Consider the following 20,733-nt stretch of genomic DNA (forward strand, 5'->3'; position numbering starts at 1 on the left):
ATGCGAAAGCGCGATTGGACGACACAGCTTGCCAATACGATCAAGGCCGCCATCGAGCGGCCTTTTTCATGGGGCGAATTTGACTGCTGCCTGTTTGCCGCTGACTGCGCCCTGGCTGTGTGCGGTGTGGACCCCGCCGAAGCCTACCGCGGCTGCTACTCGTCCGAGGCCGGGGCCAAGCGCTTGTTGAAGAAGCTGCACGGCTCGCTGGAGGGAGCCTGGGACGCCTGCTTCGCCCGCATTCCGCCAGGCCTGCTGCAGCGGGGCGATATCGCCCTGTACGACGGGCCAAACGGCCGGGGTGTGGCGGTGTTCTGGGCTGATGAGTTCTGGTCGGTGTCTCCCGAAGGAGTCTGCCGTATCGAGTGTGAGCCGTTGACGGTGTGGAGAGTTGAATGAGTTCAGCAGTCAGCAAGGTTGCCCAGATCGCTGTCGGTGCGGTGATCGGCTTCGTTCAGGGTGGGCCATGGGGAGCTGCGGCCGGTGCGGCCTTGGCCTTCTACGTGTCGTCGCAGCAGGACAAGCTTGATACCGGCTCGCTGCGTGCCAGTGAACCATCCAGCCAGACCCTGCGCTCGTCGAAGGCAGCTGCCCGGTTTGTGTTGGGCCGCGTGAGCACCGGCGGCGTGCTGGCTTGGGGGCAGGAGCAGGCCGGCGACCAGACCGATGGCGAATGGTTGCACATGGTCTATGTCCTGTCCGAGGGGGAGATCGACGGGCTGGAAGACATTTTCCTGGGGGAGGAAGTGATCGCGGCCTATGGGGGCCATGCTTCCTACGAGCTGGTCACCAACCCGACCCAGGTGAACGCCTTCCTCAAAGCCAACAGCCCGGATTGGCGAGATACCCAGATCGGCCGAGGGCTGTCGTTCGTGCGCGTGTCGTTCAAGTACAGCGCCGAGAAGTACCCGTCCGGCATCCCGGATGTGCGCTTCGTGATCCGCGGTCGCCGGGACATCTACGACCCCAGGATTGGCAGCGCCGGCTATAGCGAGAACACCGCACTGCACATCCTCTGGTTCCTGCGGAACCGCTGCGGTGTGCCGGACGACGAGATCGTGTTCGCCAGCTTTGCCAACAGTGCCAGCGTTTGCGACGAGATGGTGGCTAACCCGGATGGCAGCACCGCCCCGCGGTACCGCTCTGGCTGCGTGATCGGCGCGGATGAGTCGCGCACTCAGGTCATGCAGAAGCTCGAGGCTGCTTGCGGTGGCAAACTGATCCGTGTCGGTGGCCGCTGGATGCTTCAAGTCGGGGCCTATTATGGCCCGTATGACTTCGAGATCACCGAAGACATGGTCACCGGCACTGTTACAGGCAGCTCTGAGCCGTCCAACGATTCGGCACTCAACACCGTGCGCGGCACCTTCATTGATCCGTCGCAGGCTTGGGCCGAGACGGACTACCCCGAAGTGTCGATCAGCGAGTGGGTGATTGCTGACGGTGGCGAGGCGGCAGAGACCCTGTCGTTTTCCTATGTCAGCGACCCTTATCAGGCCCAGCGCCTGGCCAACATCGAGCTGCGTCGCCGCCGGGCTGGTGGAACCTTGTCGATTCCCATGAACTTCGCAGGTTACAACTGCCGGCCGGGCCGATCGGTGAAGGTCAACCTGCCTTCGCTGAACATGGTTGGCGAGTTCATTGTCACCGACTGGTCCATGAGTGCTGACAGCGGCTGCACCGTGTCGGTCTCGCAGAACGAGCCGGCGATCTTTGACGATGCCGTGGGGCAGCCATACAACCCTATCGGCTTCATCAGCCTGCCAACAGGCGGCCTGGGCAGCCCAACCGGGCTAACCTGGTCCACCCAGGACAACGCTGAAGTGGTTCAGGGTACCCTGTCGTGGCTGGCACCCAATGGCGTGGTTACCGGTTACGCCATTACTGTGCGGCAGGGAGCGACTGCGGTTCAGGCTCAGCAGGTGCCGGCCACTACCTTGCAGCTGCCTCTTTCTGGTCTGCCGTCTGGCAGCTATACGATGAGCGTTGCCGCCGTCGGCCCGCTGACCCGCTCCGGTGAAGCCAGCATTGCCGTGGGCATTGACGGACCGCCGATTCCGGAGTCGTGCGTGGTTCAGGCCACCATCGACACCATCACGCTGATCCCTGGCAACGCGCTGCATGGCTTGAACGGCGGCACCTACGAGTACTTCTTCTCGACCACCCCTCAGGCAACGCAAGGCGAGTATCTGGGGCAAGGCCTGACCCTGACCCATACAGGGCTGGCGTTCGCCACTAACTACGCCTATTTCGTGCGCTCGAAGAACGCATACGGTGTGAGTGCATTCCTAAAGGTGGTCGCCTCCACGTCGACGAGCGTGGACAACATGCTCGATGCGTTGAAGGACAAAATCGATAACGGCCAGCTCGCCCCGGCTTTGCGGGAAGAAATCGCCTTGATCTCCGGGCCGCCCGACCTTCCGGGGTCGGTCAACAGCCGCCTGGAAGAGTTGGACGAGCAGGTCATCGAGATCACCGACCAACTGGGCGAGGCGGTCACGCAGGTTCAATCCAACCTCGACACCGCTACTCAACAGGCTCAGCAAGCGATCGACCAGGTGGCCGAGGCAGCCCGGCAGGTGCAACAGGACCTCGACGAAGCCACGCAAGACCTGCAGGGCCAAATCGACAGCGTCAGCCAGATCGCCAAGTCGCTGCCGTACAACGCCGACAAAACCTACACGTCTGGCCAGACTGTGCTGGGGACCGATGGCAAGCTCTACCAGGCGTCGAAGGCGGTACCGAAAAACACCGCGCCGCCGAATACCAGCTATTGGACTGATGTCGGCCAGGTTGTGCAGTCGGCGAACGGGCTTGCCGCCCGCGTGCAGACCGTGGAGACCAAGGTTACCAACCTGGAGGGCACCACCACTTCGCAAGCCACCCAGCTCACCGGCTTGCAGTCCAGCCTGACCACCACCAACCAGAACGTCACGGCGGCTCAGCAAGCGGCGCAGGATGCGGCGACCCTCGCGGGCGGCAAGGGCAAGGTCATTGTCCAGGCTGCAGCGCCTGCTGTTGCTGACCGCTTGGCGCAGAACCTCTGGATCGATACCACCAGCAACGCCAACACGCCGAAACGCTGGAGTGGCAGCGCTTGGGTGGCGGTCACCGACAAGGTCGCGACGGATGCAGCCGCTGCAGCAGCGAATGCACTGACTGTGGCGCAGACCAAAGCCGATGCTTCGGTGGTCAACAACCTGTCGACCCGGGTCACTGATGCTGAGGGGGTAATTACCTCGCAGGGCCAGGCTATGACCGGCCTGCAGAACAGCTTGGTCACGACCAACCAGAACGTGTCGGCCGCCCAGCAGGCTGCGCAGGATGCGTCCACCCTGGCGGGCGGGAAGGGCAAAGTGATCGTGCAATCTGCTGCCCCGGCTGCCGCTGATCGACTGGCGCAGAACCTCTGGATCGATACCACAGGCAACGCCAACACACCCAAGCGGTGGACTGGTAGTGCCTGGGTGGCGGTGACGGACAAGGTGGCGACCGATGCGGCAGCCGCCGCGGCCAATGCATTGTCGGTCGCGCAAACCAAAGCCGATGCCTCGGCTGTTGATTCGCTGTTCACGACCGTGACTCAGCAGGGCAACACCATCACGTCGCAAGGCCAGGCACTCACTGGCCTCAACAACAGCTTGACCACCACCAACCAGAACGTCACTGCAGCTCAGCAGGCAGCCCAATTTGCTTCCGACCTGGCCGGCGGTAAGGGCAAGGTGCTGTTCCAAGCAACAACACCGGCGGTTGCTGATCGCGCGGCCCAGAACCTCTGGATCGACACCACCGGCAACGCCAACACTCCGAAACGCTGGAACGGTAGTGCCTGGGTGGCTGTGACCGATAAAGTGGCCACTGATGCGGCGGCTGCCGCTGCTGCAGCAAGCGCGCTGGCGCAGACCAAGGCCGACGCCTCGACAGTGACCGAGCTGTCCAACACGGTGACCCAGCAAGGCAGCACGATCACCGCCCAAGGCCAGGCCCTCACGAACATTCAGGCCAGCATCGGGAACATCTCCGGTGAGAACCTGCTGTCGGACCCATCTTTCTCCAGTAGCAACGGCGTCAACGCTCAGCCCGGCATCCTGGTGCTGAACCGAAACGATTCCAGCGTGCCGGCACTGGCTCCCACAGCGCGCGTGGTGAAGTGGGACGTGCCCGCCAGTACGGGGAACACCTATGTTGGATTTACGTCTGCCCTCAACGTCAGGCCTCCTGAGAGCTCCAACGCGACCCAGATCGCTGTGGCGGCCGGCGAGGTTTACGACTTCGAACTGGTACTGCACAGCGAGAAGGTGAGGCAGTTCGGCCTGTGGGCGCAGTATTACGCATTGGACGGGGCCTCCGTTACCCATGGCTGGGTCCAGCAGGGAGGGGATGGCCTCAACATTGCCACCACCGCAGGTCAGTGGGTGAAGCTGACGGGTATGGTGACGGTCCCGGCCGGCGCCGTGCGCATGGCGATGACGGTTCGCATGTCTACCGGCGACGCCTTGGTTGCTTACATGGCCGCCCCGGCCGTACGCAAGCGTGCCGCCCAGACTAATGCGCTGGCGTCTGCTACGCAGTCTCTGGATGCGCGGGTCGCGCAGACCGAGGCCGGCCTGACCTCGCAGAGCTCGTCGATTATCTCCCTGCAGAGCAGCCTGACGACTACGAACCAAAACGTCACCGCCGCGCAGCAGGCTGCCCAGGCAGCATCCGACCTGGCGGGCAGCAAGGGCAAGGTGATCGTGCAAACGGCTACCCCTGCGGTACCTGACCGCCTCGCGCAAAACCTGTGGATCGACACCACAGGCGGCGCCAACACGCCTAAGCGCTGGAGTGGGTCTGCCTGGGTAGCGGTAACGGACAAAGTTGCCACGGATGCGGCGGCTGCGGCCGCTAATGCTCTGGCCGTGGCTCAGACCAAGGCCGATGCAACTGCGGTGAACAACTTGGGTACCCGGGTAACCAGCGCTGAAGGCAAGATCGAGGCGCAGGGAACCGCGCTAACTAATGTGCAGGCAGCGGTGGGCGACATTGCGGGCAATGGTGCCAACCTAGTGCCGGCCGAATACGCTGTGTTTGGTCCGGCAGTTCCTGCTCTGGTGATGGGTGGAGGGCAGTCGGCCGCGGTTGAGGCTGATGCGCACGGGTTCAACGGCTATGTCCTGCGCCTGCTTCAGAGCTCCGGTACCGGCACCACGTACTTTGCGCCGAGCAATATCTACTCGGGGGCAAACATCGCCCTAAAGAACAAGAAGTACATCCTGGCTTGGGACGCCAAAAGTACTTCCGGGGCCAAGCAGATGCAGGTCAGCCTACGGACTATTGCCGCCGACGGTGCTGTTAGGTTCGCACCTGGGCAGGATGTCGCCATTACCGATCAGTGGGGTCGGTACAGCGTGGTGTTTGACCTGACCAGCGCCGCTTTCGTAGCTGATCGGATGGTGGTGTGCATATCTGCGTCGCCCAACCCGAAGGATGGGATAGCGGTGCTGATAGACCGCATCATGCTCGAGGAGCAGGTCGGGGCCGGCACAACTCCATCGACCTTCAACATTGGCAACAGTGCTGGTCAGGTCGGCGCCTTAGCCAACTCGGTCAACCAGCTCGATGCCCGAGTGGTTCAGACGGAAACGGGCCTGACCTCACAAGGAATCGCGCTGACTGGCCTGCAAAACAGCCTGACTACGACCAATCAGAACGTCACTGCTGCCCAACAAGCAGCACAGGCGGCGTCCGATCTTGCGGGCGGGAAGGGTAAGGTGATGTATCAGTCCACGGCCCCGGCAGTAGTGGACCGCCTGCCGCAGAACCTCTGGATCGATACAACCGGTAGCGCGAACACGCCGAAACGCTGGAGCGGAACTGCATGGGTGGCGGTTACCGACAAGGTGGCCACGGATGCAGCTTCGGCGGCCGCCAGTGCACTATCCCAAGTGGCGACGAAAGCCGATGCCTCGACTGTGCAACAACTGAGCAACACAGTTTCGCAGCAGGGGCAGACGGTGACCGCCCAGGGGCAGGCAATTACCAACATCCAGATATCGGTTGGAAACTCATCGCAGGACAATCTGTTGCGTAACCCCGACTTCAATGCGGCCGGCGATCTGCTGAATAACAGCACCGCCGACTTCAAGATGGAGTACTTCAGCAAGACGGATGCGGGTGTACCAGCGGCAGCACCTGCCAATCGATTGCTTTGTATGTCCAAGTTGCGGGATGTATCTGGATGGGGCGGTCAGGCGCTGGTGTTCACCAACGGCAGCGTGCGCACCGCCGCGACGCCGGGGGAAGTGCTTAACGTGGAATGCCAGATGTTCTGCGAAAACGCGACGACCAATGCAGGCAAGATCGCTATCACGTACTGGATCGACGGCAACACCAGCGTCAGTGGTAACGTCCGAATCCTTGGCTACAAAGCTGCTGATGGTGGATGGCAGAAGCTTACCGTTCAAGTAACTGTCCCAGCCCAGACGACTGAGATTTCGTTGTACGTCGTGCCGGATGGTCCTGCCGTGGTCGGTTTCAAAATGTGGATCGCGAACTTGAAAATCGCCAGGCAGGGGGCTGGCGAGGCGGCGCTTGCATCTGCCACTCAGCAGCTGGATTCCCGGGTGAGCCAGAACGAGTCGGGGTTGACTTCCCAAGGTTCGGCAATCACGAACCTCACCAACAGTCTCTCTACTACCAACCAGAACGTCACCGCAGCGCAGCAGGCTGCGCAGGCGGCTTCGGACCTGGCCGGCGGCAAGGGCAAGGTGATCATCCAGAGTGCTACGCCGGCCACGGCTGACCGCCTGGCCCAAAACCTCTGGATCGATACCACGGGCAACGCCAACACACCCAAGCGGTGGAGCGGTAGCGCTTGGGTAGCGGTGACGGACAAGGTGGCAACGGATGCTGCTACCGCAGCAGCCAGTGCGTTGAGTCAGGTTGCTGCTAAGGCTGATGCGTCAACGGTCCAGGCGCTGAGCAATACAGTCACCCAACAGGGCACAACCATCACAGCGCAAGGCAGCGAGATCACCAACATCAAGGCTTCGGTCGGTGTGGTTTTGGCTGAGAACCTGCTGTTCAACCCGACCTTTGCGGACGGTCCGGTGTTCTCTGGTTCGCCAGGTTTCAGCGTACTGGCGCGCAATGATGCCTCGGTGCCTGCTGGCGCGCCGTCGCCCCGGGTGGTGAAGTGGCCTGTGGCAACGTCTACCGGCAACAACTACCTGGGCTTCCAGAGCGCCCTCAACGTCCGTCCGCCCGAGAATGCGGTGACCTCCCAAATCTCGGTCGCTGCTGGCGAGGTCTACGACTTCGAGCTGTATGCCTACAGTTCAGTGGCGCGTCAGCACGGGTTGTGGATTCAGTTCTACGATCTAGATGGCACAAGCGTGGGTCACAACTGGGTGGTTGCAGCAGGCGACGGGGTTCGCCTCACGAACGTTGCACAGACCTGGACGAAGCTGACGGGGCAGGCCACCGTTCCGGCTGGTTGCGTGCGCATGGCGATGACTTTCCGCGTGTCGGTGGGGGAGGCCACCGATGTATTCCTGTCGTCGCCGATCGCTCGCAAGCGCGCCGGTCAGGACAATGCCCAGGCGAGCGCACTGCAGTCGGTCGATGCCCGTGTTTCGGTGACTGAGGGCGCGGTCTCCAGCCAGGGATCAGCCATCACCCAGTTGAACAATGCCGTAGCGGGCAAGGCAGACAACAGCGCACTGCAGAGCCTGCAGGGAACCGTGACCCAGCAGGGCAACACGCTGAGTTCGCAGGGGCAGGCGGTGACCCAGCTGCAGAGCACCGTGGGAGGTATTGGCGGTGCTGGTACGAACCTGATCCCTGCAGAGTATTCGTCCTTCACCGAGACGCTGCCGGCGATTCAGAGGCGCAACACGACGACCGTAACCGCTGAAGGGTTCAGTGCCGCCTACGGCACGCATCGTCTGAAGGTGTCCGATTCGACCACTGACGGCAATGGCTACTTCTGCTTGTATGCCAGCAACGAGATGCTGAATCTGAGGCTGAAGCCCAGCACCAAATACATCTTCTCTGCGTGGGCGCAGAGCGCGACGGCCGCCCGCACTGCGCGCCTAAGGCACCGATACGTCAATGCGGCCGGCTCCCAGGTCGAAGCGAATTTGGCCAACCTGGCCCTGACCACGGAATGGGGCAGGATCTCGGTTTCGTTTACGACGCCGGCAGCGCTGGTGGACAGAGCGGAACTGTTGATCTTCACCACACCTGGCGCAGGTTCGCAGGATTCCTGGTGGGATGGCTTCATGCTCGAGGAGCAGATTGGAGCCAGCGTAACGCCCAGCTCATTCGCCCCGGGCACATCGACGTACCAGGCCGCGGGTCAGGCCACCGCCATCAGCCAGCTGAACACCACGGTGAATCAGCAGGGTACGGCGATCACCGCGCAGGCCAGCCGCCTGGACGGGCTGTATGTGCAGGTCAACCCGGAAATGGAGGGCGACAGCACCGGGCTGGCGGGCGAGACAGGTAGCCTGGTCGGTGTCTGGACGGAGCAATCCGCCCGCATCGAGGACGGCGTTGCCATGGGCAAGCGTGTGGACACGGTTCAGTCGCAAGTGGGTGATGTCAGCGCCTCTGTGCAGCAGGTGAGCGAAACAATTGCGGGGGTCGATGGCAGGGTTTCGGCCATGACCACTATCAAGGCCGAAACTGTCTCTGGTGGGCGCCGCGTGATGGCTGGCTTGGCGCTGGGGAGCGATGGGGAGACCAGTGAAATCCTGGCCTATGCCCAGCGGTTCGCGATTGTGGATCAGTCGTCTGGCGAGATTACGCTCCCGTTCGTGGTATCGAACGGACAGGTGTTCATTAACCAGGCGATCATCAACACTGCGTTCATCCAGCAGATCGTGGCAGGCATGACCATTCGCTCTGCTGCCCTCAACTCTCAGGGATTGCCTTTGTTGGAAATCAACTTCGCCGCCGGCACGTTCACGCTCCGCGGGCAGGACGCCAACGGTTCGACGCTGCTGAACAACGGAGGGTTGTATGTTTACGACGCCAACGGCACCGAGCGTACCGCGGTGGGGAGGCTTACCTAATGGCTGATCTGTACGGGCTCCGGACGCGGGATGCGTCCGGGGTCATTTCCATGGACACAACCATCACGCCCATCCGCTCGCTGAAAATGATGCAGGTGGCGGGCAATGGGGCGTTCGACCAGTACATCTCCATACCGGAGATCCAGGCAGCCTCGTTCGTGGTAGTGGACGCGCTGTTTGACGCAGGCGAAAACACCTACAGCCCGCAAGCGTGGTATTCAACTGGGCAGTTGCAGCTTCGCCAGCCTCGTACGCTCTCGTGGCAGGTGATGATCCTGTCACAGGGGGGCGAGCCCTTTGCAGCCCCTGGCAGCTATGGTATCCGGGCCAGCAACAGCAACGTCCGGACCCAGATTGACGCGATCAACAAGGTGCTGACGGTGAGGTACAACGGTGCGCTCAACCTCGGGCAGCAAGGGCCTGGGTCGGGAAGTTTCATTCAATGGGGCGAGGTGACATTCCCCCAGCCGGTGACGACCTACGAGCGGCCACTCGTGTTCTTCAATGCAGCTGACTACATGATGATCGGCAGCTTCCATGTCAAAGGCTCGCCAGGAAATTGGACCGGGTTCCGGATAAAGTCCTTTCCGGCCAGGCAGGCCCATGGGGATATAGCTCTTTACCCGATGGCGATTAAGTGGTTCTGCGCGAGCTACATGACGCCGAATACGCCCGCTGATGGTTATGGAGCATCGGTCAAGGATGCCGGTGGTAACCGTCTCTTTGTCACCTCTGCCAACCTTTCGATGCTGAACAGCCAGCCCGCGACCAACTCATTTGCAACTGCCGGAACACCGATTACTGGTGCCGGCTACTACGCATCTCCTGCGCAGATGGGCTGGACAGGCAGTTACGAAGACTACGTGCTTGGGAATGCGCTTTTTTCCAGCACCAACGTTGGGCAAACAACGCAGCCGATCCGCGCCAACTTCGGAGGTTTCCTCCCAGGTAATCGTGGCGTGCTGCAGATGTACTGCGAAAATCACGACGGAATAAATCCTGTGAGTGTGAACGGCCGGACACTGTTTGCCTCGCGACCGATGAAGCCCCTTTAAGGAACTCTCATGGCTAAACAAGTAATCAGCCTTGGAACAGCGCCAAGCGGCGCCGGTGGCGATGACAGGCGTAGCGCCTGGTTCAAGGCAATCAGCAACTTTACTGAGCTCTACGATTTTCTCGCAGGTACCGCAGGTTCTACGGCACTCCCCGCCAGCTTGGCTGCTGCGATCAGTGCCGCTGGCGGCTACAGGAAAGCGACCATACTTGGTGCCGTTGGACAATCCGGTGGCGTACCAACTGGCGCGATCATTGAGCGAGGAAATAACGCGAACGGGGAGTACGTTCGTTTTGCAGATGGTACGCAGATATGCACTTTCAAAAATCGCACTATTCGGACCGCGAACATTGCGACGGGCCCTTTGTTTCATGGAGGCCTTGAGGCGGCGAGATCGTTCCCGATAGCTTTCGCAACAGCACCGATCATCCAAATTAGTGCAGGACTGGAAGTAGGTGAGGGATGGTTCGCCATGGCGGCGGGAGCTTTACCAGACGGATTATTGTTGTCTACGACTCGGTGGCCCGGTGGTTATGTATTTACCCAAGTTTCTCGCTCTGCAACTATAATTTGTGTCGATTACCTCGCTGTTGGAAGGTGGTTCTGATGCTAATCAAACTATCGCCGGTTCGTGCTGATAGTGAGCTAACCGTGTTCAAGCAAGGTGACAGCTTGACCTTGAATGGTCTCACATTGGATTTTTCGCCATTGCCAGAAGGCGCCTCTCTCCCAGCTACAGCTACTGGCTGCGAATGGGTTGTGGGTGATGTAGTTCGGATCAATGGACAACTGATCATTACCTTGAGTCTGCCTCACGGTCCAGACGCTTCCGAAGCTGCTCGATTCCCTGCTGACATTGTCGAACCGGCAAATGGAAGAGTGGCCCTGCCAATCCCTGGTGCCTTGCAGCCTTCGCCGAGCCAAGGTTATGCGGCCATTGATTGGGGTCAGATAGTGACGGCCGAGGACCAGGCCCTGGCGGCAATTCAGCATGAACATGAAATTGCCGTCGCTGAACTCGCCCGCCGTAGGTTGGTGGCAGACGCAGCAATCGCGCCGTTGCAGGATGCCGTTGACCTGGAGGACGCGACCACAGAAGAAGCCGAGGCGCTCAAGGCTTGGAAGCGGTATCGGATTGTTCTGAGCCGGTTGCCCGAGCAGGCAGGCTACCCACACGAAATTGACTGGCCTGAAGTGCCGGCCTGATTTTCAGTAACACCCAAACCAAACCGCCACCCGGCGGTATTTTTTTGCCTGGAGAAAACCCATGCCTTTCATCGTCATCGACACTACCAACGACTACAACCCAATCAACAAACGCCAGTTCGCCACCGAGACTGAAGCCGAGGCAGCTGCTACACAGGAGCTGCAGGCCAATCCACGGGTGGTTCTTTCCACCGCGAAGGTGCTCAAGGTCTTCAAAGCTGAGGTGACCGTTACTGCCCAGGCGCCGGAAGAGGTCGTACCCGAAGATGCACCCGAGGAGGCTTCTGAATGAGCACTCCTCGCGGCGTCCGGAACAACAATCCAGGCAACATCGATTTCAACCCCCGTAATGCGTGGCAGGGCCAGCTTGGCTTGGAGGTGGGAGTGACCAAGCCCCGTTTCGCGCGGTTTGATCAAGCCGAGAATGGTATCCGGGCCTTGGCCAAGCTACTGCTCAACTACCGCGGCAAGGATGGCATGCCTGGGGTGGGTCGACCTGGCATCGACACCCCACTGGAATTCATCAACCGCTGGGCGCCGGCCAGCGAGAACAACACCCTGGCCTATGCGCAGGCCATCGCCAAGCGCCTCGGCTTGGGCGTGCGCGACTCCATCGACATTTCCAAGCCGCAGGTTCTGCGTGAGGCTGTGGTGGGCATCATCGTCCACGAGAACGGCGGCAACCCATACAAGGCTGAAGTGGTCGACGAGGGTGTGCGGCGGGCCCTGACTTCATGAGCCCGTGGGCTGGAGTTGCCGCAGGCCTGGTGCTTATAGCTTCCCACTGGGCGACCTATGAGCACGGCCGTTCAGTGGAACTTGCCAAGGCCGGGCAGCAATCAGCGAAGCGGGACAGCGGCGACCGACTCGCCGAAGTGATTGGCGAGCGATCGGCGCGTCAGGAAGAACACCGGCGCGCAGATGCGCAGCAAGAGGCGAGGGTAAAAGCCCATGAAGAAAGAACGATTGCTGATGCTGGTGCTGCTGACGCCGATGCTGCTGGCCAGCGGCTGCGCAGTGACGCCGCCCAGTTCGCTGCCGCCGTCAGTTGCTCCGGCACGGATACCGCCGCTGTCGCCCGAGGCGAGACAGCCACCCGCGCCGCCATGGTGCTCTCCGACCTGCTCGAGCGGTCTGTCGCTACGAATCGAGAGCTGGCGCAGGCTTATGACCGAGCCAGAATCGCCGGTGAACAATGCGCCCGCGAGCATGACGCACTAGTCGCAAGCGAGCGTCAGTAAGCGCTCGCTAGTAATTCGAAGGCCTCATGCAAAGAGAGCGGCCACCGGGGATGCGTCAACATCCCTGCTGACCGCCGAACCCGCAGATCATACCTGCAAGCCCAGCCAAGGCTCCCGCTCTGTGCACAAAGCACGGCGAGCCTAGCACCTGTTCATCCATACAGTAAAGGTTTGCAAAGTGACTACCCCAATCATTCCGTGGATGGGCGGCAAGCGCCGCCTGGCCGACCGCTTGATCCCGCTTTTCCCCGCTCATGAATGCTATGTTGAGGTCTTCGCCGGTGGCGCTGCTCTCTACTTCATGCGGCCTCAACCCGCCCAGGTTGAGGTCTTGAATGATCTCAACGGCGATTTGGTCAACCTGTACCGGGTGGTGCAGAACCACCTGGAGGAATTTGTCCGGCAGTTCAAATGGGCGCTTTCATCCCGGCAGATTTTCGAGTGGCAGAAAATGGCGAGACCGGAGACGTTGACCGATATCCAGCGAGCGGCCCGATTCTTTTACCTGCAGCAGCACGCTTTTGGGGGGAAGGTTACGGGGCAAACGTTCGGAACTGCCACCACCGGGCCTGCCATCAACCTACTGCGCATTGAGGAGAATCTTTCCTCAGCCTGGCAACGGTTGGCCGGTACGTACGTCGAGAACCTGTCGTGGCTCGATTGCGCCCAGCGTTACGATCGAGATCACACTTTTTTCTACATGGATCCGCCTTACTGGCAAACCGCTGGCTACGGAGTCGACTTTCCGTTCCACCAATATGAGCGCATGGCGGAATTCATGCGCACTTGCAAAGGTAAGGTGATGGTGAGCATCAACGATCACCCAGATATTCGCCGTGCTTTCGATGGCTTCCACTTTGAGAGCGTTGATATTCGCTACACGACGACCAACCAGCGTCAGGGCAAAGCAGAGATTACCGGTGAGTTGATTATCATGAACTGGACGCCTGCGGAGTTGGGGCAACTGTTCTGAAACACCGAGATCTTTGTCCTCTGCAGCTGCTTGGTTCGTTTTACCCTATGCTTTCTCCATCAGCCGCTAGGAGTGACTTGTGGTCAAGCGTTCTTTCATAGGGATTGTTGAGGCCGGCGAGGCTCTGATTCAGCAGGCGATCGACGCCATGAGGGAGTTCCGGGCAGCTGAGGCCGCCAACGCGCCTGCTGAAGAAGTGGAGCGGCTACGCGTTCTCGCGGACTCCCTCTATCATGCAGTCATCGATTTTCAGCTGATCGAAGCCAAACAGCCGCCCGATACTATTCATTGAAAAGCGACTGCTGAATGAGGGCTCCGTAATGTCAAAAGCTCCTTTGTTACTGTTCCCAGATCATCCGATGTACACCGATGCAGTCGAAGCTATGAAGCGTTATCACCAAGCCCAAGCCGATGGCGCGTCACCCCTTGAAATTGAGCGACTACGACTGATCGCAGAAGCCCAATTCCAAGCGGTTACCGATTACCAGCTTAAAGTCCTAGGTCGCCCTGGCGACTCCCCTCACTAACAGGTTTTATGAGTGCTGGCCCCTGGTTGCGGACATTGCCCACTGCCTTACTTATCGGGAACCATCGGAAATCCTGAGAAGGGCGGCATTCATCTTTGACGATCGCCGCTGCTCGTTCGGGTGAGGTGGCGGGGGCCAGCCATTCCCGTGCGGGTTCGGGTGTCAGTACTAAAGGTTTTCGATCGTGGATGTCGATAAGCCCCTGGTCCGCAGCTGCAGTGATGATCACGAATCCATCGCGCTCATCCGGCTCGAAGCTATGGTGCACCTCAGCAAGCGCAGCGAAGTAGAGCGGCCCTCCATCGGCGCTTGTGATGTAGTACGGCTGTTTCCGTTTCGGGTCTACTGGGTCGGGTATCCATTCGAACCAGCCGTTAGCAGGAGCTAAAGCCCTGCCACCTGGCCACAGCCCCTTAAAGAATTTTCCCGTCACCACAGTCTCTGCCCGAGCATTGATCGGATCAGGACGTTTCCCCTTCGCCCAAAACGGCGACCATCCCCACTTGACCCGATCCACGCTCAATCCATCCCCCACTTGGCGAATGATTTCTACGTGAGTGGACGGCGCTACGTTGTATCGGTTGATCGGCTCATGGTCGTAGCCGTTGATGACCACTAGGTCCAACGATAGCTGACGCAGATAGTGATCCATCGACTCGTAGATCGAGTACCGTCCGCACATCTTCCACCTCTCGCCCGTCAGAAATTTCACCGCCCAGGATTGACCGGGCATCCGATGCCAGATTTACTGTATATACATACAGTTTGCATTGGACCTTCCGTCATGACCATCACATTCTTGGGTACGCCTACCGGTGGTACCGAACCGCTACCGCTGTACTCATTCCACGTCCCGGCCGGGTTCCCTTCGCCTGCAGCGGACCACTTGGAGGGCCATATTTCCCTCGATGAGCTATTCGACCTCCGCGCGCCCCATGTGTATCTAGTGAAAGTTGAAGGCGACAGCATGCAAGGCGCAGGCATCTACTCGGGTGACCTCGTTATCGTAGACCGAGGCCGCGAGGCTGAGCACGGCGACATCGTGATTGCTGCCGTTAACAGCGAGCCTGTGTGCAAGCGTTTGCACCGACGCGATGGCGTGGTGATCCTCAAGTCAGAGAATCCGGCGTATCCGCCGCGGTACATCATGGAGGGCGATGATCTCGTCGTATGGGGCGTTGTGCGTTACAGCGTTCGCGACCATGCGCAGTGATCACGTTTTCGCACTCATTGATTGCAACTCGTTTTACGCGAGCTGCGAGCGTGTATTCCGGCCCGACCTGGCCAAGACCCCGATCGTCGTACTGAGCAACAACGATGGCTGCGTGATTGCCAGGTCATACGACGCCAAGCCTTTCGTGAAGATGGGCGAGCCGTACTTCAAGGCGAAGGACAAGCTACGTCGGCACGGCATCATGGCCTTTAGCAGTAATTACGCGCTTTACGGCGACATGAGCGAGCGTGTCATGTCGTTGATCGAGTCGATGGTGCCTGCCACCGAGATCTACAGCATCGACGAGTGCTTCGCTGATCTGTCCGGTATTCAGGAAAACTTGACCCAGTTCGGGCGAAAGCTGAGGTCCAGGATCTTCCAGTGCACTGGCATACCTGTGGGGGTTGGGATCGCCAGCACAAAGACCTTGGCCAAGCTGGCCAATCACATGGCCAAGCGCCTGCAGGCCCAGACCGGCGGCGTGGTCGACATCACCGATCCGTTCAAGCGAGATTGGGTGCTGCGCAATACCGAGGTGAAAGAGGTGTGGGGAGTTGGCCGCCGTATGACTGCCCACCTTGAAGCGATGGGCATTCACACGGCGATGGATCTGGCCAAGGCTGATGCCAGGACGCTGCGACAGAAATTCAGTGTGGTGGTAGAGAAGACTGCCCGCGAACTGGCTGGAACGCCTTGCCTGGAGCTGGATGAGGCCGAGCCCCCGAAGCAGGAAATCTGCTGCAGCCGGATGTTCGGCAAGCGGCTGACTGAGCTAGCGCCGATCAAGCAGGCAGTGGCTACCTACGTTGGCCGAGCAGCGGAAAAGCTGCGTGCCCAGGGATCGGTTTGCAAGCGCATGCGCGTCAGCATCCGCACCGGGATGTTCAACCCGGATGAGGCGCACCACGCCCAAGGGGCATTGGTAGAACTGCCATACCCCACCTGCGACACGCTGCTGATGACCAGGCTGGCGACCGACGCGGTTGGCCGGATCTTCAGGCCAGGGTTTCGATACAGCAAGGCAGAGGTGCTGTTGATGGATCTGCGGCAACCAGGTGAATTCTCAGAAGATTTGTTCGCGCTCAAACAGGCGGTGGCGTGTGACCGGCTGATGCAGGTGATGGATGGCATCAACGAGCGCTGGGGGAGGGGGACAGTGCGGTCCGCCAGCGTGCCGGCGACACCGGACTGGGGTATGAGGAGGGAGATGATGAGCCAATCCTATACCACGCGGATCGACCAGCTATGGACGGTCAAATGTTGAGCCGCCATCGGGTTGGCTGGCCGAGCTGAATGACCAGCCTGCCTTGTTGACCGATCCCGATGGCAGGGCCGCGGTGCTCGTTGAGCTAGCGTTTTCCGCGCACCGACGCAGCGACGTTGACGCAGACCAGTTGGCTGACATGCTGGAGTTCACCGAGGCGGCCAAGCTGTGGGCGCTGCTTGAAACTGAAGACTTTAGTTTACCTGCTCGCTGAGCGAGCGTCGGGCTATATGAGTCCGTGCGCTCTCCAGGGCGCTCAACAGAGAATCAGCAAGTTCAGCACGAGATATTGTGACCTTGTCATTGACCTGCCACGTTGTGGACGCAGTTCAGGGACGCAGGGCTAGCGGTTAAGTTTTTGTTTTTACTGGTTTTTGATGTTTTTTCGCAACGCCGGCACAGAGGTAGGTGCCGTATCTACGTTTTTCGCTGCGCATTTGTACTAGACCTTCCAACACAGGCAAACTTTGGTTAAGCTTCTGTCATATTTTCTCAACTCAGCATGGCGCTAGTTAAGGTGCGCCCCAAGCTGTTAATGGTGAAGGCTAGTATTTCTGTAATGCAATAACGCGTTAAATCAATCGTCTTATGGTTGGAGTCGGCTTGTGCTAGGGAAAGTCGGATGGACATAACGTTCGCATGGTGGAATGTAGGCCTCAAACCACCCGTTGCGTCTGCTAAGGAACCGAGTGCTGCTTCCGCGCTACGGCCATGGTTTGGTTTCTGCCATCTTGATGAATTGATGAGCCTGGACTTGATCGCCTTCGGAGAGGTTTCGGACTCTTTCGTACAAACTTTAGGTCAGTCATTTGTTCGGAGGGGGTTCGAGCCTTTAAGCATCACAGGTAAAGAAGGTAGAATAATATTCGATATTGGGATTTTTTATCGTAGTGAGAAGCTGAAGTTTGTTGAGAGTCGAAATATAATTTACCCTCATTATTCCGGTAGCCTCAGGGTGGCTGTTAGGGTTGTGTTTGAAATAGCTGGCAGTGGAGAGATAATCTATTTTTATGTCTCACATTGGCCTAGTCAAATGTCACGTCCTGAATTGGGGCGCGACGAACTGGGTTATGCTTTAAGAGCAGATATAGACTCCGTTTTTGATGAAGAAGGCTTTGCTGCTAAAATAATACTCATGGGGGATTACAATAACGAACCGTTTGACAAACCTATCTATGACAAACTGGTAGCAACCAGGGATAGGCGGGTTGTGGCCGAAAAACCGTACATTATGTATAATCCATTTTGGCGTAGTTTGGGTGGGCTCAAACCCTATAGTCGTAATGGGAAGGTTTCCCCCTGTCATGGCACTTATTATTACAAGTCCAGTTCTCATGTGACTAAATGGTTTACCTTTGATCAGATAATAGTGTCATCTGCGTTTATGGGCCATAGCTCATGGCACTTGGATGAGGAGTGTACGAGCGTTTTTAATTATCATGAGGACGCTTACCTGAATGAAGGTTTTTTCAAAAATTTTGATCATCTGCCAATTTTCGGAAGGATAACCAAGCACTATGATTGATTTCAGATCTGCACTCCAAGCTGGGCTCAGTTCGGCAAAGAAAATTGATTTAAACAAAAAAGAGATAGAGCAAAAACTCCGAAATATTTCGGATATGATCTCGGAGGTTACATTAGATAAAGTCGCTTTGGTTTTTGATGAATACCCAAGTCATAGAGCGAGTATGCTGGGGGATAGAGTAGATAGTATTTTTGTTGTGTCTCAGGTGGATAAAGGGAAAGGGTCGAGGATAGGTACGATCATCCGTAATTCGGAAAATGGGTTTCCTGTGATAATTGAGGTGGACCATTCTAAGTTCGTTTGTGGAACTGTGGATGAGATCGAGCAGGCGTTTTCCGAGGTGGTTCAAATTAATTTTGTGGCTAACGCCATCTTTAGTTTGATCTCGGAGGGGTGAGATGGTTTGGTTTGTTGGGTTTATGCAATAACGTATTAAGTAAGGCGCGCGGTGTAAACGCTGATTGGCGTCACCTAGTGTGTTGGTTGCACATCGGGGGCGCTACTGCTAAGTCTCACATCGGGATTCTTCAAGTTGATGAGCTGCTGCTTCCACAGGAAGCTCACACAATGCAGATGGTGTGGAGGCTTAAAACCTAGGTGCGCTCTTTGCGAAAGAATAACAGCTTGTAATCTTGACCGAATCTCTGCTCTGAGGTTTTTAATGTCTAGGTCACTCGCAGCGGGAGCTGAGGGTGTTTTTTTCGCGTACTGCATAACTAGCAGTTGTTCACATGGAATAGGTACGAGCCGGCGTAATGCGCGAGGCATGCTAACGTCTCAATCGTTGTGCCTATCTGACGCTCCGAGCCCCGTTCGTTGAATGGCTTCGTCAACTGCCCGTAACGATCGAGTAGCCGAGCTCTATGAAGGCCACATGGAGCCCTTTGGTGAAAGCGTTCTTAATCTATCGGTTGTCGAGTAGCTAGATGTTGATGCGTATCGATGGTAGAAAAAATTGAAGTGCTCGGATGTCTATGGTGAGCTTCTTTCAGTGTTGGAATGAGGCGGATTCTAATGACCCTTCGAGTGGCGTTTCAGCGAAAAACGATTCCAAAACCGAATCAGTGACACTCCCAGTATGCGACCTTTAGCCGTACCGTTTCGACATTGTTTTGGAGCCGATTTCGCCGCTGGCGCCTTTAGGTTTGGGCGTTTGTACCACGGTCTTGAAATTCGATGCCAGGGACCCCCAAGGCGATTGGATGGAAGTCATCGCCCCATAGCTGGGGATCGGTGTGGGTAGCAATCGGTCGAGGGCAGGTGAGGGACACAGTGGTGGAAATAAGGCCTGGTGATCAATGCTCATTTCGAATCTAAACGGCCGCATGGTTCGCCTCCTCCCTTGCGGTGTTTCTCTCTAGACGATGTCGTGTATGCGACGTCACCTCTATGTTGAACAAGGATTTACAGATCGCAGAGATCATAGCCGGCACTGAAATGTGATCCCTAGAATTTCCTTGGTTTCCGACTATGCTACCCCGTAGGGAGTTTTACTTGTCCTTGAATGGCTTTACAAACAGTTGAGGAAATACAAAGTCACACTAAACTCCCTAGCCTAACGCAAATGATCAACGACTTCACTGTGCGTGGAAAGGAGATAAGCAATGGCAACTGTTGTGGCATCAATTCCTGGCGGCAAGGGTGCACGCTTTATAGTGAATAGGTCCTCTGCACTGGGGCAGCGCGCAGTCATCACTATCAGAGTTCCTGGAGGTACTGTTTTAACTACCTACGATGCAAAGGCTATAAATGGCCAGCCGGTGACCTTTGAGACCGCACCCCATCCAGAAACCAGACGTGTGGAAATCACAGGCTACTACCATTATTTCGAGAGGGGCTACAAGGAAAGTCCTGAAGGGAAAGTGCTATCCGCGCGAGACGGAGGCAACATTACAGTAATAGGGTTTGACGACAATGGTCGTGATGATGATGGTGAGAGAGACTATGACTTCAATGATTGCACAGTCACGATTGAACTAATCTAGCGTTACGCATAAGCGGTTAGAGTCGTTCGTGTGGCGTCCGTAATTTGCGCATTTGGACGCCTCTTTCATTACTCTCGGGAAAATATTTGGCTTGCAGGGACGACATAGGTAAAAATCTATGTGCTCTGGGGGAGTGCAAGTTCTTGCGGTGCTGACTAAATCAACAATTCTCAGTCAATGCGGGTTTTATTTTGCTGAGCATATTTTCTAATGCAACTTCTGAACTAGGCGCTCGTCGCCAACGACCGCCCTGGCTCGATAACGGTCATTCTCAAGCGATTGCAATTTTTTCATCGCACGTCTTGTTGTGCTGGATCGGCAACAGGGTCCGCAGGAATCCGTAGGGCCAGTTCACTAACGAATTGAGCTAAGTCAGGTTAAGCGTGTTTCTGGGATTCTATTCAGCGCTGCTGCTGCAGCTCTGAGTGTGGGGAAAAGGGGTCAAAATAGTTCCAAAACTAAAACGGCGACCCTTGTAGAATGCGGGATGCAGACGAGCGACTCCAGTTTAGTTTTGGAACTGTTTCTCTGCCACAGGCTGCACCTTGCCGCAATTCTTGTATCGGATTGCAAATCCGTTGATTTCGCTCGGTGTCGGTGAGCGTTATGCGTGATCGGTATGGAAGGTCCTAGATCAGCGCCGGACCAATTCGCGAACCAACCGGTGCGTTTGGGTGGGGGGGAGA

Annotated in this window: 18 protein-coding genes; 17 read left to right on the forward strand and 1 reads right to left on the reverse strand. The window is 57.8% G+C overall.

Going from position 1 to position 20,733, the window contains the following annotated elements; all coding sequences use genetic code 11:
* From AC3WLP_RS14120 to AC3WLP_RS14170, 11 genes are all read left to right on the forward strand, one after another.
* Positions 1-399 carry a DUF6950 family protein gene (locus tag AC3WLP_RS14120; protein ID WP_076402816.1) on the forward strand — a complete coding sequence of 133 codons (399 nt, stop codon included), beginning with the start codon at positions 1-3 and terminating at the stop codon, positions 397-399.
* Positions 396-9,059, forward strand: coding sequence for a phage tail tip fiber protein (locus AC3WLP_RS14125; RefSeq protein ID WP_088512181.1), 8,664 nt, complete (start codon positions 396-398; stop codon positions 9,057-9,059). Before AC3WLP_RS14120 ends, AC3WLP_RS14125 begins: the two co-directional genes overlap by 4 nt.
* Before the next feature lie 50 nt (positions 9,060-9,109).
* Positions 9,110-10,114: a hypothetical protein gene (locus AC3WLP_RS14130; protein ID WP_232862769.1), complete on the forward strand. Its 1,005-nt coding sequence runs from the start codon at positions 9,110-9,112 to the stop codon at positions 10,112-10,114.
* 9 nt (positions 10,115-10,123) lie between these two features.
* Positions 10,124-10,720: a hypothetical protein gene (locus AC3WLP_RS14135; protein WP_103340212.1), complete on the forward strand. Its 597-nt coding sequence runs from the start codon at positions 10,124-10,126 to the stop codon at positions 10,718-10,720.
* Positions 10,720-11,319, forward strand: a complete 600-nt coding sequence (locus tag AC3WLP_RS14140) for a tail fiber assembly protein (RefSeq protein ID WP_232862770.1) — start codon at positions 10,720-10,722, stop codon at positions 11,317-11,319. The genes AC3WLP_RS14135 and AC3WLP_RS14140 overlap by 1 nt, the downstream gene beginning before the upstream one ends.
* A 61-nt stretch (positions 11,320-11,380) precedes the next feature.
* Positions 11,381-11,611, forward strand: coding sequence for a hypothetical protein (locus AC3WLP_RS14145; protein ID WP_088512179.1), 231 nt, complete (start codon positions 11,381-11,383; stop codon positions 11,609-11,611).
* The gene (locus AC3WLP_RS14150) at positions 11,608-12,057 is read left to right on the forward strand and encodes a structural protein P5 (RefSeq protein WP_088512178.1); all 450 of its coding nucleotides are present in this window, start codon (positions 11,608-11,610) and stop codon (positions 12,055-12,057) included. The genes AC3WLP_RS14145 and AC3WLP_RS14150 overlap by 4 nt, the downstream gene beginning before the upstream one ends.
* Entirely contained in the window at positions 12,054-12,560 is a 507-nt protein-coding gene (locus AC3WLP_RS14155; protein ID WP_076402823.1) for a DUF2514 domain-containing protein, read from the forward strand. Before AC3WLP_RS14150 ends, AC3WLP_RS14155 begins: the two co-directional genes overlap by 4 nt.
* 178 nt (positions 12,561-12,738) lie before the next feature.
* Complete coding sequence (locus AC3WLP_RS14160; protein WP_076402824.1) at positions 12,739-13,533, forward strand: DNA adenine methylase; 795 nt, start codon at positions 12,739-12,741, stop codon at positions 13,531-13,533.
* Between the two features lie 79 nt (positions 13,534-13,612).
* On the forward strand, positions 13,613-13,825 hold the full coding sequence (locus AC3WLP_RS14165) for a hypothetical protein (RefSeq protein ID WP_076402825.1): 213 nt from the start codon (positions 13,613-13,615) through the stop codon (positions 13,823-13,825).
* A gap of 28 nt (positions 13,826-13,853) precedes the next feature.
* Positions 13,854-14,060 carry a hypothetical protein gene (locus AC3WLP_RS14170; protein ID WP_076402826.1) on the forward strand — a complete coding sequence of 69 codons (207 nt, stop codon included), beginning with the start codon at positions 13,854-13,856 and terminating at the stop codon, positions 14,058-14,060.
* On the opposite strand, the gene AC3WLP_RS14175 is transcribed toward AC3WLP_RS14170, so the two are convergent.
* Entirely contained in the window at positions 14,023-14,742 is a 720-nt protein-coding gene (locus AC3WLP_RS14175; protein WP_088512533.1) for an SOS response-associated peptidase family protein, read from the reverse strand. The two genes, AC3WLP_RS14170 and AC3WLP_RS14175, sit on opposite strands and share 38 nt — an antisense overlap.
* Before the next feature lie 102 nt (positions 14,743-14,844).
* On the opposite strand from AC3WLP_RS14175, the gene AC3WLP_RS14180 reads away from it, so the two are divergent.
* The 6 genes from AC3WLP_RS14180 (at position 14,845) to AC3WLP_RS14205 (ending at position 20,047) form a co-directional block, all read left to right on the forward strand.
* Positions 14,845-15,273, forward strand: coding sequence for a LexA family protein (locus AC3WLP_RS14180; RefSeq protein WP_041166989.1), 429 nt, complete (start codon positions 14,845-14,847; stop codon positions 15,271-15,273).
* A complete protein-coding gene (locus tag AC3WLP_RS14185) occupies positions 15,263-16,537 on the forward strand; it encodes a Y-family DNA polymerase (protein WP_088512177.1) in 1,275 nt (424 codons plus the stop codon). Before AC3WLP_RS14180 ends, AC3WLP_RS14185 begins: the two co-directional genes overlap by 11 nt.
* A 43-nt stretch (positions 16,538-16,580) precedes the next feature.
* Positions 16,581-16,751 carry a hypothetical protein gene (locus AC3WLP_RS14190; RefSeq protein WP_256596062.1) on the forward strand — a complete coding sequence of 57 codons (171 nt, stop codon included), beginning with the start codon at positions 16,581-16,583 and terminating at the stop codon, positions 16,749-16,751.
* A 408-nt stretch (positions 16,752-17,159) separates the two neighbouring features.
* Positions 17,160-18,062, forward strand: a complete 903-nt coding sequence (locus AC3WLP_RS14195; RefSeq protein WP_143516700.1) for an endonuclease/exonuclease/phosphatase family protein — start codon at positions 17,160-17,162, stop codon at positions 18,060-18,062.
* On the forward strand, positions 18,055-18,459 hold the full coding sequence (locus tag AC3WLP_RS14200; RefSeq protein WP_088512174.1) for a hypothetical protein: 405 nt from the start codon (positions 18,055-18,057) through the stop codon (positions 18,457-18,459). The genes AC3WLP_RS14195 and AC3WLP_RS14200 overlap by 8 nt, the downstream gene beginning before the upstream one ends.
* 1,207 nt (positions 18,460-19,666) lie before the next feature.
* On the forward strand, positions 19,667-20,047 hold the full coding sequence (locus tag AC3WLP_RS14205) for a hypothetical protein (RefSeq protein WP_088512173.1): 381 nt from the start codon (positions 19,667-19,669) through the stop codon (positions 20,045-20,047).
* The last annotated feature ends 686 nt before the right edge of the window (positions 20,048-20,733 follow it).

Source organism: Pseudomonas sp. FW305-E2 (assembly GCF_058782925.1).